This is a genomic window from Dactylosporangium sp. CA-139114, from assembly GCF_050955725.1.
Taxonomy (GTDB): Bacteria; Actinomycetota; Actinomycetes; order Mycobacteriales; family Micromonosporaceae; genus Dactylosporangium.
The window spans coordinates 7127291-7141484 of record NZ_CP192080.1; the positions used below are offsets into that span (position 1 = coordinate 7127291).

Here is a 14194-nt window from a genome sequence, read left to right on the forward strand (position 1 = left end):
GACAAGCCTTTCCCGATTGGTCCGGACCCCGCTCATGACGCCGCCCCGAAGCGGAAGCCGTGGCCGCGCAGCGCCGGTGCGCTCACGGCACCGTTCCACACGTTCATGACCGGTTGCGATCGCACGGTACGGCCGACGCCGTCGACGGTCGCGAGCAGGTCGAGGACCGAGTGGGTGAACCGGGCCCCGGCGACGGGCGCGGCGAGGCGCCCGTTCTCGATCAGGAAGCAGCCGTCGCGGCTGACCCCGGTGATGGTGCCCGCCACCCGGTCGACGAGGCGGGTGTACCAGAAGCGCTGCACGTACACGCCGCGCTCGACGCCGGCGATCAGCTCCTCCTCGGTGTGCTCGCCCGGGCTCAGCACGATGTTCGCGGCGACCGGGCTCGGCGGCTCCTCGCGGGCCACGTGTGCGTGCCCGGTCGGGGCCGTGCCGAGCGCCCGCGCGCTGGCCAGGTCGGTGACGGCGGCGCCGACGACCCCGGCGGTCAGCAGCGGCACCCGCGACTTCGGGGTGCCCTCCAGGTCGAAGCCGATCGGCAGCCCGTAGGGCGCGGTGGCGTCGTCGGCGACGGTCACCAGCGCGGACGCGACCTTCTCCCCGGCCCGGTTCGCCACGAGCCCGACGCCGGCCGCGGCGAGCTCGCCGGAGAAGCCGAACGCCTCGAGGAAGCCCAGCAGCTCCCCGGCGGCCTGCGGGCCGAGCACGACGGTGTGGTGCCCGTCGGGCAGCGGGCCCCGGCCGCGCCCGGCGACCGCCTCGCGGACCGTGCGCCGCACCGACTCCTCGGCGGCCAGGGCGGCGGCCGAGCGGTGCAGGTCGATCCAGTGCGAGGTGCCCTCGTCGACGGTGGCGGTCAGGCTCCCGATCGCCTCGGTGGCGAGGGTGTGGTGGGCGACCCCGGCGCTGTTGACGACGGCGAGCTGGGTGACGGCCCGGCCGAACATCCCGGCCGCGTGCCCGCCGGCCCGCTCCGCCTCGCCCATCGTGAACGCGGCCAGACCGGCCCGGGCCCCGGCGTCGAACGCGACGGTGTCCTCGTGCCACAGGTCCAGCTCCGGGGCCCCGGCGGGCTCGGCGATGGTCGCGACGCCCGGCCGCCCGGCGCTCCCGGCGACGGCGCGGGCCAGCTCGGCGGCGCGGGCCACGGCGGTCCCGAGGCCGGCGAGCACCCCGGTCGCGGCGCGCGCGGCGTGCCCGTCCACCAGGGCCCGGACCGTGAACTGCGTCTCGGTGATGTCCTGCGGCTGGTGCACGCGGCCGCCGGCGAAGCGGGTGTACTCCCCCGCCTTGCCCAGCAGCGCGATCTCCACGGCGTCGGCGTCGGCGGTGCCGGCCGCTGATGCCAGGGCGGCCAGGAGCCGGTCCGGGTCGACGATCGCGGTCATCAGGCCACTCCGATCTGCAGGTCGCGCACGAGCATCGGCGCGGCGCCGTGGCTGAGGAAGCCCCACTGCTTCGGCTCGCCCTTGCCGCACGGGTAGCCGAACGCGCGGAACTGCGACGGGCCGGCCACCGCCTCGACCGAGCCCCAGAACCGCGGGGTCACGCCGCCGTAGGAGAAGTTCTTCAGCAGCCGGCCCCGCCGCCCGCCCTTGACCTCGTAGGCGACCTCGGTGCCGAACTGGAAGTTGAGCCGCTGGTTGTCGATCGACCAGCTGCGGTTGTCGTCGATGTAGTAGCCGTCGCCCATCCGCGCCAGCAGCTCGTCGAGGCTGCCGCCGTCGCCGGGCTGCAGGAACACGTGGGTGGCGAAGCAGACCGGCAGGTAGGCCCATCCGTCGGAGCGGGCGGCGCCGGTGAGGGCGAGCCCGGCCCGGGCGGCCGAGTCCCGGTTCGACAGCGTGTTGCGCACGATGCCGGCCTCGATCAGGTGGCTGGCCCGGGCGGGGGTGCCCTCGTCGTCGAAGGCGAAGCTGCCGCGGGTGCCCGGCACCGTCGGGTCGGAGGTGATGGTGACGGCCGGGGAGCCGTAGCGCAGCGAGCCCACGTCGCCGGGCCTGACGAACGAGGTGCCGGCGTAGTTGGCCTCGTCGCCGAGCATCCGGTCGAGCTCGAGCGCGTGCCCGCACGACTCGTGGATCTGCAGCGAGACCTGCTGGGCGCCGATGACGACGTCGGCGTGCCCGGCGGGGGCGACCGGCGCGGTGAGCAGGGCGACCGCCTCCTCCCCGACCCGGGCGGCGTTGTCGAGCATGCCCAGCGAGGCGAGGTACTCCCACCCGCCCGCCGCGGTGTTGCCGTGGAACGAGTTCGGGTAGCTGCGCCGCTGCACGTCCCCGTGGCCGCTCGCGGTGACCATGAGCATCGCGCCGGTCTCGGTGAAGTGCTGGTGCTGGCGGGAGCCCTCGGTGTCGGCGTAGTGCCGGTGCTGCCGCTTGGCGTTGATCCCGGCCTGCGCCGCGGCCACCTCGGCGGGCGCCGTCGCGGCGGCCAGCCAGGCGGCGAGCAGCTCCTGGCGCCGGGCGGACGAGACCGCGAACGGGTCCTGCTCGACCACGGTCTCGTAGCGGCCGCTGGACGGCTCCCGCGGCGGCAGGTCGACCGGCCTGCCGCGGCCGGCCAGGGCGACGGCGACCCGGTGGGCCTGAGCCGCGGCCGCGGCCGCGTCGGACTCCTCGGCGAGGGGACGGGCGGCGAACCCCCATTGCCCGTCCACGAGCACGCGGACCCCGATGCCGATGTTCTGCTCGATCCGCTCGTCGGGGTCGGCGCCCTTCTGGACGTACGACCGCAGCTCCTCGGCCTCGATGAGCCGGGCGTCGGCGAACTGGACGCGGCCGGGCACGGCGGCCAGGGCCGAGTCGAGCAGGCGGGCGGCGACCGCGTCGTCGCCGAGGGAACCCCAGCTCATGCCGCGTCCTCGGGCAGCGGCAGGTTCACCCAGGAGCGGGTGCGGAAGGAGCGCTCGAACGCGTTGATGGTCTCCTGCACGAGCGCGCCCTGGCCGAAGTCGCCCTGGTTGCTCGGCCCGCCGGAGAGGATCTCGGTGGTGAAGTCGGCGCAGAGGTTCGAGTAGAACAGGAAGTCCCAGTCCTCGCGGGAGTGCCCGCCCTCGGGGAAGAACTCCTGCGGGATGTCCCGCTCGACGAACTCGACCTCGTGCCGGGTCGCGGTCCTGATGGTCTGGCAGATGCCGAACTCCTCGACCAGCCGCACGATGATGGCGCCCTCGGAGCCGTAGATGCGCGCCTCGATGCCGGGGAAGTTGCCGACGGTCACGTACGAGGACTGGATCGAGGCGAGCAGCCCGCCCCCGAACTCGGCGATCCACATGTCGCCGTCGTCGATGTTGAGCCGCTGCATGAGCCCGGTGTCGCGGACCACGCGCTCGGGCACGAAGTTGCGCATGGTGCCGACGACCGACTGCAGGTCGGTGCCGGCCCACCAGTGCATGATGTCGATGATCGGGGCGCCGTAGCCCTCGATCGACGAGGTGGCGATGACGGCCGGGTCGGCGTCGGGGTCGACCTGGCGCATGGGGGTGGCCGGGTCGATCCACTGGCTGTTCTGCTCGTAGCCGTTGAAGACGTACGGCTGCCCGACGAACCCGGTGTCGATGAGGTGCTTGGCGTACTGGATCGCCGGCGCGTAGCGGAACGTGAAGCCCAGCTTGGTCTTGAGCCCCTTGGCCCGGGCGAGCTCCGACAGCGCCCGGGTCTGGCGGTAGTCGTGGTGCACCGGCTTCTCGCACAGCACGTGCTTGCCGGCGTCCAGCGCCGCGGCGGAGATCTCGAAGTGGGCCCGGTTGGCGGTGGCCACGTCGATCACGTCGATGCCCGGGTCGTCGAGCAGCTCGCGGTAGTCGGTGACGCGCTTGGCCACGCCGAACTTCTCGCCGGCCTCGGCCACGGTCGCCGGGTCGGTGTCGGCGATCGCGACGACCTCGGCGCGCGGGTCGCGCTGCCAGCCGGGGATGTGCGCGCGCTGGGCCCAGCGGCCCGAGCCGACGACGGCGACGCGGAGCTTGTCGCTCATGGGGTGGTCCTTTCCAGGGGGTTGTCCTACCGCCGGACGCGGGGGTCGATGGCGGCGTAGGCGAGGTCGACGAGCAGGTTCATGACGACGATGAAGAACGCGGCGAAGAGGACCGCACCGGTGATCATCGGGATGTCGAGGGTGCCGATGGCGTCGAAGGTGAGCTTGCCGATGCCCGGCAGGCCGAAGACGGACTCGATGACGACGACGCCGCCGAGGAAGTAGCCGAGGTCCATGCCGAGCATGGTCAGCAGCGGGCTGAGGACGTTGCGCAGGCAGTGGCGCAGCAGCACGACCCGCTCCGGCATGCCCTTGGCCCGGGCCGTCTGCACGTAGGGGCTGCGCAGCGCCTCCAGCATGTTGGTGCGGGTGAGCCGGGCGTACCAGGCCGCGCCGCCGAGCCCGAGGGTGAAGGCGGGCAGGATCAGGTAGTTGAGGTACGGCGACTCGTAGCCGCTCAGCGGGAAGACGCTGGACTTGTAGGCGAGGGCGTACAGCAGCAGCAGGCCGAGCCAGAACGGCGGGGCGGACAGCCCGACCAGCGACGCGAGCGTCACCGTGCGGTCCAGCAGGCCCTTGGGCCGGTAGGCGGCCACGATCCCGGCGGGGACGCCGAGCAGCACCTCGAACAGCACGCCGAGCAGGGCCACGGCCGCGCTGACCGGCAGCGCCCGCCAGATGGCGTCGCCGACGGACTTGCCCTGCAGGGCGTAGCTGACGCCGAGGTCGCCGTGCAGCACCTGGCGCAGGTAGGCCCAGTACTGGTAGCCGAGGCCGCGGTCCAGGCCCAGCTGGGCGTGGATGGAGGCGACGGTGGCGGGGCTGGCGTTGGGGCCGGCGATGAGCCGGGCCGGGTCGCCGGGCACCACGTGGGTCATGAAGAAGGCCAGGGTGACGACGCCGAAGAGCACGACGATCGCCTGAGGCAGCCGGCGCAGCAGGAACCGGCCCATGTCAGCGACGCTCCGGTGCGGTCGGGTCGAGCAGGTCGCGCAGCCAGTCGCCGGCGAGGTTGAACGACAGGACGGTCAGCAGCAGGCACACGCCGGGGGCGAAGAGCAGCCAGGGCGCGATCTGGAAGTACTCCTTGCCCTGCTCGATCATCTGGCCCCAGGAGGGGTCGGGCACGGGCACGCCGACGCCGAGGAACGACAGCGACGCCTCGATGAGGATCGACGAGGCCACGCCGAGGGTGGCGTAGACGATGATCGTCGGCACGAGGTGCGGGAAGAGGTGCTTGCGCATGATCCTCCAGTGCGACAGGCCCAGGGTCCGCGCGGCCACGACGAACTCGCGCTCCTTGAGCGACAGCACGAGGCTGCGGATGATGCGGGCCAGCGCGGTCCAGTAGATGAGCGCGATGACCACGACGACGTTGCGGGCGCTGGGCCCCGTCACCGAGATCAGCGCGATGCAGAACAGCAGGATCGGGAACGACATCACGACGTCGGTGATCCGCATGAGCACGGTCTCGACCCAGCCGCCGAGGTAGCCGGCGACCAGCCCGACGAGCACGCCGAGGACGGTCGCGAGGCCGTTGGCGAGGATGCCGATGACGAGCGAGACCCGGGCGCCGTAGAGCAGCCGGGACAGCACGTCGCGGCCGTTGGGGTCGGCGCCGAGCGGGAAGTCGCCGCCGGGGCCGACCGGCGCGCCGGTGATCTCCAGGCCCTCCGGGTAGGTGCTCAGCGGCGGGTGCGGGGCCAGCAGCGGCGCCAGGATCGCGGCCAGGGCGAGCAGGACGAGCAGCGTGATCGAGACCAGCGCCGGCCAGTCGTGGCGCAGGCTGCGCCGGGCCCGCCGCCAGAACCCGGGCGCGGCGATCTCGGTGCCGACTTCAACGGGTACGGTCACGGCGTTGCCTCCTTCCGGAGCCGGGCTCGGGGATCGCGGCGATCAGCGCGCGGGTGTACTCGTGCGCCGGGTCGGCGAACACGGCCTCGCTCGCGCCGGTCTCCACGATCCGCCCGGCCCGCATGATGGCGACGTCGTCGGCCATGAACCGCAGCGTCGACATGTCGTGCGAGATGAACAGGTAGGCCAGCCCGTCGGCCTCCTGCAGGTCCTTGAGCAGGTTGAGAATCTGGGCCCGGACCGAGACGTCCAGGGCCGAGACCGCCTCGTCGCAGACCAGCACCTGCGGGCCGACCGCGAGCGCGCGGGCGATGGAGACCCGCTGGCGCTGGCCGCCGGAGAGCTGGTGCGGGTAGCGGCCGGTGAACCCGGACGGCAGCCCGACCCGCCCGAACAGCTCGCGCACGCGGGCGGTGTGGTCGGGGCGGGGCACCCCGGCGGCGGTGAGGGCCTCGGCGACGTTCTCGCCCACCGTGAGCCGCGGGTTGAGCGAGTCGTAGGGGTCCTGGAACACCATCTGCATGTGCCGGCGGAACCGCCGCAGGGCGCCGTCGCGCAGGCTGGTGACCTCCTGGCCGCCGATGCGCACCGAGCCCGACGCCGGCTCGACGACCCGCATGAGGGCCCGGGCCACGCTGCTCTTGCCGGAGCCGGACTCACCGGCCAGGCCCAGGGTCCGGCCCGGCTCGATGGTGAAGCCGACCGCGTCGACCGCGACCCGCTTGCGGTAGGACACCGTGAGGTTCCGCACGTCCACGGCGGGCTCAGGCATGGCCGCCCTCCAGCGGGAAGTGGCACGCGGCGGCGACGCCGGGGCCGGTCGGGCGCAGCTCGGGATCGACCGTGCGGCACAGCTCCCGGGCCCGCGGGCAGCGGTCGGCGAAGGCGCACTGCCCGGCCGGCACGCCGCCGAACGGCGGGGCGCCCGGGATCGTGGGCAGCCGCCGCGGCAGCGGGCCGCGCAGCCGCGGGATGGACTCCAGCAGCGCCCGCGTGTAGGGGTGGGTCGGGCGGGCCACGATCTCGTCGGTCGGGCCGGACTCGACGACGCGCCCGGCGTACATGATGAGGATCCGGTCGCAGAAGCCCGACACGACGCCGAGGTCGTGGCTGATGAGGATGGTTGCCGTGCCGTGGCGGTCGGTGAGCTCGTCGAGCAGGTCGAGCACCTGGGCCTGCACGGTGACGTCGAGCGCGGTGGTCGGCTCGTCGGCGACGATCAGCCGCGGCGTGCAGGCCGCCGCGATGGCGATGCACACGCGCTGGCGCATGCCGCCGCTGAACGCGTGCGGGTATTCCCGCAGCCGCCGCTGCGCGTCGGCGATGCCCACCGTGCGCAGCAGCCGGGCCGCCTCGTCCCGCGCGGCCGCCTTGCTCAGCCCCCGATGGTGACGCAGCCCCTCGGCGAGCTGGGTGCCGATCCGCAGCAGCGGGTTGAGGCTCGACATCGGGTCCTGGAAGACCATGGCGATGTCGGCCCCGCGCCAGCTCGCGAGCCGCTTGGCGTCGAAGGCGAGCACGTCGTGGCCGTCGAAGGCGATGCGCCCGCCGACGCCGGCGGTCTGGGGCAGCAGCCGCATCACCGCCTGCGCGGTCACGGACTTGCCGGAGCCGGACTCGCCGACGATGCCGACCCGCTCGCCCGCCTGCACGGCGAACGAGACGCCGCGCACGGCGGCGGAGCGCTCCCCGTCGCGTTCGAAGTCGACGGTCAGGTCGTCGACCTCAAGCAGTGTCGTCACATCAATGTCCTCAGCTAGGTCCCGCCCGGGGGCTCGTGCGAGCCCCCGGGCGGGAGCACCGCGTCAGCGGCTGGCCGTGCCCGTCGTCTTCCAGTAGTTGGTCATGTCCCAGCCCCAGATCGGCTGCGAGTGGTAGCCGCCCACGGTCTTGCCGAAGACCTCGGTCTTGGAGCCGTAGTAGAGCGGCACGACCGGGTTGTCGGCGAGCATCGCCTTGGTGGCCTCGACGTAGGTGGCGTTGGCCGAGTCGGCGTCCTTGGCCGCGAGCGCCTGGTTGACCAGGTCGTCGACCTTCTTGTTGCAGTAGAACGAGTAGTTCTGCCCGTTCGGGATCGCCGCCGCGCAGGACAGCAGCGCCTGGTAGAAGTCGCTGGCGTCGGGGTAGTCGGCGACCCAGAAGGTGAGCGTCATCGGCGCCTTGCCCGGCGTGCCGGCGAGGTCGAAGAAGGCGCTCTGCTGGATCGGCTTGGCGTCGACCGTGATGCCGATCTTGCCGAGGTCCTGCTGCAGCTGGGGCAGCAGCGCGGTCCAGGGCGAGGTGTTCCAGGAGTACATCGTGGTCGAGAAGCCGTTGGGGAACCCGGCCTCGGCCAGCAGCTGCTTGGCCTTGGCGATGTCCTGGTCGTGGACGAGCTTGTCCTTGGTGTAGCCGGTGATGCCCGGCGGCAGGTACTCGTTGGCCACGGTGCCCTGGCCGGCGACGAGCTTGAGCAGGAAGGTCCGGTCGAAGGCGTAGGAGACCGCCTCGCGCACCTTCGGGTTGTCGAACGGCGCCATCTGCGTGTTCATGGTGACGTAGTACGTCGAGGGCTTCACGATCGTCTTGATCTGCGGCTTGAGTGCCGCGTCGCCCGAGACGCTCAGGTAGTCCGCGGCCGGGATCGGGTCGCCCATCAGGTCGATGGAGCCCTTCTGCAGCGACAGCAGCTGCACGTGCGGGTCGACGCCGAGCTTCTCCACGACCTTGTCGACGTAGGGCTTCGGCGCGTTCCAGTACTTCGGGTTGCGGTTGACCACGATCTCCTGGCCGGGCGTGAAGTGGTCCAGCACGAACGGGCCGGAGCCGACCGGCTTGGCCGCGCTGCCCGACTCGATGACCGACGCGTGCGGCATCGCCAGGACGTACTTGAACGAGCTGTTCGGCGCGGTGAGCTTGATCTGCAGCGTGGTGTCGTCGGTCGCGGTGATGCCCGCGAACGTGCCGCCCGGGTTCTTCGCGTAGTCCGCGGCGCCGGCGACCCCGGTCCAGAAGCTCTGCACCGGCGACTTGGTGGCCGGGTCGAGGATCCGGGTGAAGGAGTAGGCGAAGTCCTTGGCCGTGACCGGCTTGCCGTCGCTGAAGGTCATGCCGGGGCGGATCTTGATGCTGTACGTCAGCCCGTCCGCGCTCACCTCGGGCAGCGCGGTCGCGGCCTGCGGCTCGATGTTCATGGTGTCGCCGACGTAGTCGAAGAGCCGGTCGTACAGCATGCGCATGTTGTTCCAGCAGGTGGCGTCGTAGCACACCGCCGGGTCGAAGGTCTTGGGGTCGCTCTGGTAGGCCACGGTCATGGTGCCGCCGTAGCGGGCCTGCTCGCTGCCGCCGGCGCCGGGGGTGGCGCTCGTGCCGGCGTCGCCGCCGCCGCAGGCCGCGGTGAGCGCGACCGCGCCGGCCGTGAGCGCCGCCAGGACGATTCTCCGTGTGGAAGGCATCCGAGCCTCCTTCGTCTACTTCTTGGGGGATTTCTGGGGGGATGAGGGTGCCGCGATGTTCGTCAAGCCCCGGACGATGTCGTCCTGGGCCGCCGCGAGGGAGAGCCGGACATGGCCGGCTCCTCGCGCACCGAACGCGGTGCCGGGCGCTACCGCGGTGCCGGTCCGGTGCAGCAGGTCCACTGGGGATACGTCGGTCTCGAGCCACAGGTAGAAGGCGCCCGCCGGGCGGGTGGCGGACAGCCCCAGGTCCTGTGCGGTCCGCAGCGCGGTGTCGCGGCGGTCGCGGTAGGCGTTGCGCATGGCCGCCACCGGCGTCTGGTCGCCGGTCAGGGCGGCCACCGCCGCGTGCTGGGCCACGGTGTTGACGCAGGACGCGGTCGCCTCCTGCACCCGGGCCAGGCCGGCCGCGAGCTCGGGGGTGGTGACCGCGTACCCGACCCGCCACCCGGTCATCGCGTAGCTCTTCGACAGCGAGTACACGGTGATGGACGCCACCTCGGGCGCGGCCGCGGCGAAGGTGACCGCCGGCCGGTCGAGCCACAGCTGGTCGTAGCACTCGTCGGAGACGACGACCAGCCCGCGCCGCGCGGCCCACTCCCCCACCGCCGCCAGCTGCTCCGCGTCCCACTGGTAGCCGACCGGGTTGGACGGGGAGTTGACGAGGATCGCGCGGGTGCGCGGCCCGCACAGGGCGTCGAGGTGCTCGTAGTCGGGGGTGTGCCCGGCCGCCGGGTCGAGCCGGTAGCCGCGCGGGACCGCGCCGAGCATGGTGGCCAGGGTCGAGAAGTTGGTCCAGCCCGGGTCCGGCACCAGGATCTCGTCGCCGGCGCCGAGCAGGGTGCGGTAGGCGGCGAAGAGCGCGCCCACGCCGCCCGCGCCGGCCACCACCCGGTCCGGGGTCACGCCGTCGAGGGCGTTGTCCCGGGCGAGCTTGGCCACGACCGCCTCGCGCAGCACGGGCAGCCCCGCGCTCGGGCCGTAGCGGGTGTGCCCGGCGAGCGCGGCGGCGTGCGCGGCCTCGACGATGTGCGCCGGGGTGGCGAAGTCGGGCTCGCCGAGCTCGAGGCGGATCGCGCCGGGGATGGCCCAGGCGGCGTTCGCGATGGCCCGGATGCCCGACGCCGCGGTGCCCGCGACCTCGGCCGCGATCACGTCAGGCTCCGCATCAGCCCGCCGTCGCAGGACAGCAGGCTCGCGGTGACGTACGACGCCTCCGGGGACGACAGGAAGCCGACGACGGCCGCGAACTCCTCCGGCCGCCCGTAGCGCCCGGCCGGGATGTCGGCCATCGCGGCCGCCCGCACGGCGGCGGCGTCCGTGCCGGTGCGCCTGGCCCGGGCCGCGTCGAGGGCCGCGACCCGCTCGGTGTCGATGCGGCCGGGGACGACCCCGTTGACCGTGACGCCGTCACCGGCCACGAGCCGCCCGACGGTCTTGAGCCAGGCCGTCAGCGCGGCCCGGCCGCCGTTGGAGTAGGACAGGTCGGGCAGCGGCTCCCGGACCCCCGAGGAGAGCACGGCGACGATGCGCCCGTGCCCGCGCTCGCGCATGCCCGGCAGGAGCCGGGTGGCGAGGTCGATCGGCGTCACGGTGAGCAGCTGCAGCGCCGCCCGCCAGCCGTCGGCGTCGGTGGCGTCGGCGGGCGCGGGCGGCGGGCCGCCGGCGTTGAGCACGAGCACGTCGACGTGGCCGAGCCGGTCGAGGGCGGCCTCGGCGACGGCCTGCGCGGCGGCCGGGTCGCCGGCGTCGGCGGTGAGGGTGTGCGCGGCGACGCCGTGCCGGGCGCGCAGCTCGGCGGCGACGAGGTCGAGGCGCTCCTGCCCGCGGGACCACAGCAGCAGGTCGTGGCCGCGCCGGGCGAGCTCGTGGGCGATGGCCGCGCCGAGGCCGGAGCTGGCCCCGCCGACGACGGCCGTCACGCGGTCACCGCGAACGGGTCGATCGAGGGCGTCAGGCCGACGCGGGCGAGCACGTCGTCGAGCTCGGTGAGGGTGGCCTCGTCCGGCAGCGGGTTCAGCGCGCGGGTGCGGGCGGTCGCGAGGACGCCCCGGCGGCGCAGCACCTCCTTGCGGATGGCGAGGCCGACGCGGACCTGACCCTCGAAGACGAGGTACGGCAGGAACCGGTCGTTGATCCGGGCCGCGGCCGCGGTGTCCCCGGCCTCGAAGGCGAGCCGGATGGCGCGCAGGATCTCGGGGTACGCGAATCCGGTCATCGTGCCGGCGGCGCCGCGGCGCAGCTCGGAGTAGGCGCTGACGCCCCCGAGCCCGCCGAACACGGTGAGCCCGGGCCGCTGCGCGAGGAGCCGGCCGATCTTCGGCGGGGTCGGCGGGTCCTCGAGCTTCACCACGGTGCTGCCACTGGCGTCCAGGGCGGCCAGCAGCGCGGAGACGGGCAGCGTCACGCCGGTCGCGGCCGGCTCGTCCTGCACGATCACCGGCACGGTCAGGTTCGCGGTGGCGGCCTGGTAGAAGGCGGCGATCTGGTCGGTGTCCTTGAGCAGCGGCGGCGCGGAGATCATCACCGCGGCCGCGCCCGCCTCGACCGCGCGGTGCGCGTTGCCCGCGACGACGGCCGCGGACGGCGCCGAGCAGCCGACGGCGAACGGCACCGTGTCCCGGGCCGCGGCGGCGACGGTGCTCAGCACGGTCTCGCGCTCGGCGGCGGTGAGGTCGGCCGCCTCGCCCATCACGCCGAGGATCGTGATGCCGTCGACGCCCCAGCTCGCCGCGGCCGCGACGATCCGCCCGAGGCTCTCGGTGTCGACGTCGCCCGCCTCGGTGAACGGGGTCGGGCTGATGTACCAGGTTCCCCTGAGCATGCCGCTCCTTCAGTAGCCGCGGTCGCGGTGGTAGAGGTTGCGCAGCGGCTCCCCGGCCAGGTAGCGGCGCAGGTTGTCGCAGAACAGGTCGGTGATGGCCGCGTTCTCGGTGGCGACCGTGGACGCGGAGTGCGGCGAGACGAGCACGTTGTCCAGGCCCCACAGCGGCGACCCGGCCGGCAGCGGCTCGGTCGCGAACACGTCCAGCGCGGCCCCGGCGAGCCGGTCGCCCGCCAGGGCCTCGATCAGCGCGGTCTCGTCGACGACCGGGCCGCGTGAGATGTTCACGAGGATCGCGCCCTCGGGCAGCCGCTCGAGCTGCGCGGCGCCGATCAGCCCCTCGGTCTGCGGGGTGAGCGGGCAGCACAGCACGAGCACGTCGGTGCCCGGCAGCACCTCGTCCAGCTCGGCGATGCGGTCGCGGCCGAGGCCGACGACGGTGCAGCCGAGCGCCTCGAAGGAGCGGGCCACCTGCCGCCCCATGCCGCCGAGGCCGACGACGGTGACCGTGCGGCCGGCGAGCTGGGCGGTGGTGTAGCGCTCCCAGCGGTGGGCGGCCTGGCGGCGGCGCAGCTCGGGGACGCCCTTGACGAAGTACAGCGCGCCGGTGACCGCGAACTCGGCCAGCGGCACGGCGTGGATGCCGGCCGCGGTCGTGAACGTGATGCCGGTCCCCTCCAGGCCGGTGCGCTGCACGAAGCCGCCGATGCCGGCGCTGGTGGCCTGCACCCAGCGCAGCTTGGGCGCGCGCTGCGGCAGCCGGGCCGGGTCCTGCCAGTCGAAGTCGAAGGCGACGTCGGCTTCCGCCAGCACCTGCTCCCAGCGGGCGTTCCCGGCCGCGCTCAGGGTGCGCGGGGTGCCGGTGTGGTCGCAGCGGTACCGCGGGATCGGCAGCAACTCCGGCTCGTAGAGGACCTCGACGCCCGGGGCCGCCGCCGCGATGCGGCCGACGTGCTCGGGCTCCAGGTAGGTGGCGATCAGCACCGCGGTCTGGGGCATGCGAGAACCTTAACGGTCGACGGCTGATTGTCGACAACCGACTTTCACCTGTTACCAGCTCTTTACATGATCCACCTCGGCCGGGGGTTCATGTCGTGAAATAGCTGCATACGCCGAGTTCAGACGAACGCGCTGTCGCGATCGGGGCACCCATGACGCGCCGCCGGGGCTGGTGCGGCGCGGGGATCATGGGGGTTAGCCTCAGCTATGCGGATGCACGCGGACCAGGTGGACGTGGCGGCGGACGCGGTGGCCCGGCTCGTCGCCGCGCAGTTTCCGCAGTGGCGGGCGTTGCCGGTGCGGCCGGTCGCGTCGCACGGCACGGTGAACGCGCTGTTCCGGCTCGGCGACGAGGTCGTGGTGCGGCTGCCGCTGCGGCCGGACGACGGTGCCGGGATGCGCGAGTCGCTGCGGTATGAGCAGGACGTCGCCCGCCGGTTCGCCGCGCACACCACCGTGCCGGTGCCCGAGCCGCTCGGGCTCGGGGAGCCCGGAGCGGACTACCCCGGCTGGTGGAGCGCCTATCGCTGGATCGCCGGTGAGACCGCCGACGCCGCCGACGTGGCCGGCTCCGTCGCGTTCGCCCGCGACCTGGCCGGGTTCGTCCGCGAGGTGCGGGGGATCGACACCGGCGGCCGCGGGTGGGACGGGCGCTCCCGCGGCGGGCCACTGGCCACCCGCGACGCCGGCGTCCGGACGGCGCTGCGGCGAAGCGCCGAGCTGGTCGACGTCGACGCGATCGCCCGGGTGTGGGACCGCTGCCGGGACGCGGCGGCGCCGTCCGGGCCCGATGTCTGGCTGCACGCCGATCTGATGCCCGGCAACCTGCTGGTGCGGCCGGGGCGCCTGGCCGCCGTCATCGACCTGGGCACCGCGTGCATCGGCGACCCGGCGGTGGACCTGATGCCGGCGTGGAACCTGCTGTCCGCGGGCGCCCGGGCCGCCTTCCGTGATGTGCTGCAGATCGATGACGCGACCTGGGATCGGGGCCGCGGCTGGGCCCTGCTGCAGGCCATCGTCGCGCTGCCGTACTACGTCGACACGAACCCTTCGATGGCCGCAACCGCCCGCCACACCCTGGCCGCCGTGCTCGAGTCGTAAGGCT

At 73.6% G+C, this 14194-nt stretch carries 13 protein-coding genes; 1 reads left to right on the forward strand and 12 read right to left on the reverse strand.

Features of this window, described 5'->3' with window-relative positions:
- Positions 1–32: 32 nt before the first annotated feature.
- The 12 genes from ACQP2P_RS31865 to ACQP2P_RS31920 all read right to left on the reverse strand — a co-directional run bounded on the left by ACQP2P_RS31865 (position 33) and on the right by ACQP2P_RS31920 (position 13089).
- The gene (locus ACQP2P_RS31865; protein ID WP_433607099.1) at positions 33–1388 is read right to left on the reverse strand and encodes a TldD/PmbA family protein; all 1356 of its coding nucleotides are present in this window, start codon (positions 1386–1388) and stop codon (positions 33–35) included.
- Entirely contained in the window at positions 1388–2854 is a 1467-nt protein-coding gene (locus ACQP2P_RS31870) for a TldD/PmbA family protein (protein WP_433607101.1), read from the reverse strand. Before ACQP2P_RS31870 ends, ACQP2P_RS31865 begins: the two co-directional genes overlap by 1 nt.
- Positions 2851–3978, reverse strand: coding sequence for a Gfo/Idh/MocA family protein (locus ACQP2P_RS31875; RefSeq protein ID WP_433607103.1), 1128 nt, complete (start codon positions 3976–3978; stop codon positions 2851–2853). The genes ACQP2P_RS31870 and ACQP2P_RS31875 overlap by 4 nt, the downstream gene beginning before the upstream one ends.
- Positions 3979–4004: 26 nt before the next feature.
- Positions 4005–4931, reverse strand: a complete 927-nt coding sequence (locus ACQP2P_RS31880; protein ID WP_433607104.1) for an ABC transporter permease — start codon at positions 4929–4931, stop codon at positions 4005–4007.
- 1 nt (position 4932) lies between these two features.
- Positions 4933–5832, reverse strand: a complete 900-nt coding sequence (locus tag ACQP2P_RS31885; RefSeq protein WP_433607106.1) for an ABC transporter permease — start codon at positions 5830–5832, stop codon at positions 4933–4935.
- On the reverse strand, positions 5816–6604 hold the full coding sequence (locus tag ACQP2P_RS31890) for an ATP-binding cassette domain-containing protein (protein WP_433607108.1): 789 nt from the start codon (positions 6602–6604) through the stop codon (positions 5816–5818). The genes ACQP2P_RS31885 and ACQP2P_RS31890 overlap by 17 nt, the downstream gene beginning before the upstream one ends.
- Complete coding sequence (locus tag ACQP2P_RS31895; RefSeq protein ID WP_433607110.1) at positions 6597–7574, reverse strand: ABC transporter ATP-binding protein; 978 nt, start codon at positions 7572–7574, stop codon at positions 6597–6599. Before ACQP2P_RS31895 ends, ACQP2P_RS31890 begins: the two co-directional genes overlap by 8 nt.
- Before the next feature lie 63 nt (positions 7575–7637).
- On the reverse strand, positions 7638–9266 hold the full coding sequence (locus ACQP2P_RS31900) for an ABC transporter substrate-binding protein (RefSeq protein WP_433607112.1): 1629 nt from the start codon (positions 9264–9266) through the stop codon (positions 7638–7640).
- Positions 9267–9281: 15 nt separating this feature from the next.
- The gene (locus ACQP2P_RS31905; protein ID WP_433607114.1) at positions 9282–10421 is read right to left on the reverse strand and encodes a pyridoxal phosphate-dependent aminotransferase; all 1140 of its coding nucleotides are present in this window, start codon (positions 10419–10421) and stop codon (positions 9282–9284) included.
- The gene (locus tag ACQP2P_RS31910; protein ID WP_433607115.1) at positions 10418–11188 is read right to left on the reverse strand and encodes an SDR family oxidoreductase; all 771 of its coding nucleotides are present in this window, start codon (positions 11186–11188) and stop codon (positions 10418–10420) included. Before ACQP2P_RS31910 ends, ACQP2P_RS31905 begins: the two co-directional genes overlap by 4 nt.
- The gene (locus ACQP2P_RS31915) at positions 11185–12090 is read right to left on the reverse strand and encodes a dihydrodipicolinate synthase family protein (protein ID WP_433607117.1); all 906 of its coding nucleotides are present in this window, start codon (positions 12088–12090) and stop codon (positions 11185–11187) included. Before ACQP2P_RS31915 ends, ACQP2P_RS31910 begins: the two co-directional genes overlap by 4 nt.
- A gap of 9 nt (positions 12091–12099) precedes the next feature.
- A complete protein-coding gene (locus ACQP2P_RS31920) occupies positions 12100–13089 on the reverse strand; it encodes a D-2-hydroxyacid dehydrogenase (protein ID WP_433607119.1) in 990 nt (329 codons plus the stop codon).
- A 207-nt stretch (positions 13090–13296) separates the two neighbouring features.
- Between ACQP2P_RS31920 and ACQP2P_RS31925 the strand changes: the two genes are divergently transcribed.
- The gene (locus ACQP2P_RS31925) at positions 13297–14190 is read left to right on the forward strand and encodes an aminoglycoside phosphotransferase family protein (protein WP_433607121.1); all 894 of its coding nucleotides are present in this window, start codon (positions 13297–13299) and stop codon (positions 14188–14190) included.
- Positions 14191–14194: the final 4 nt, after the last annotated feature.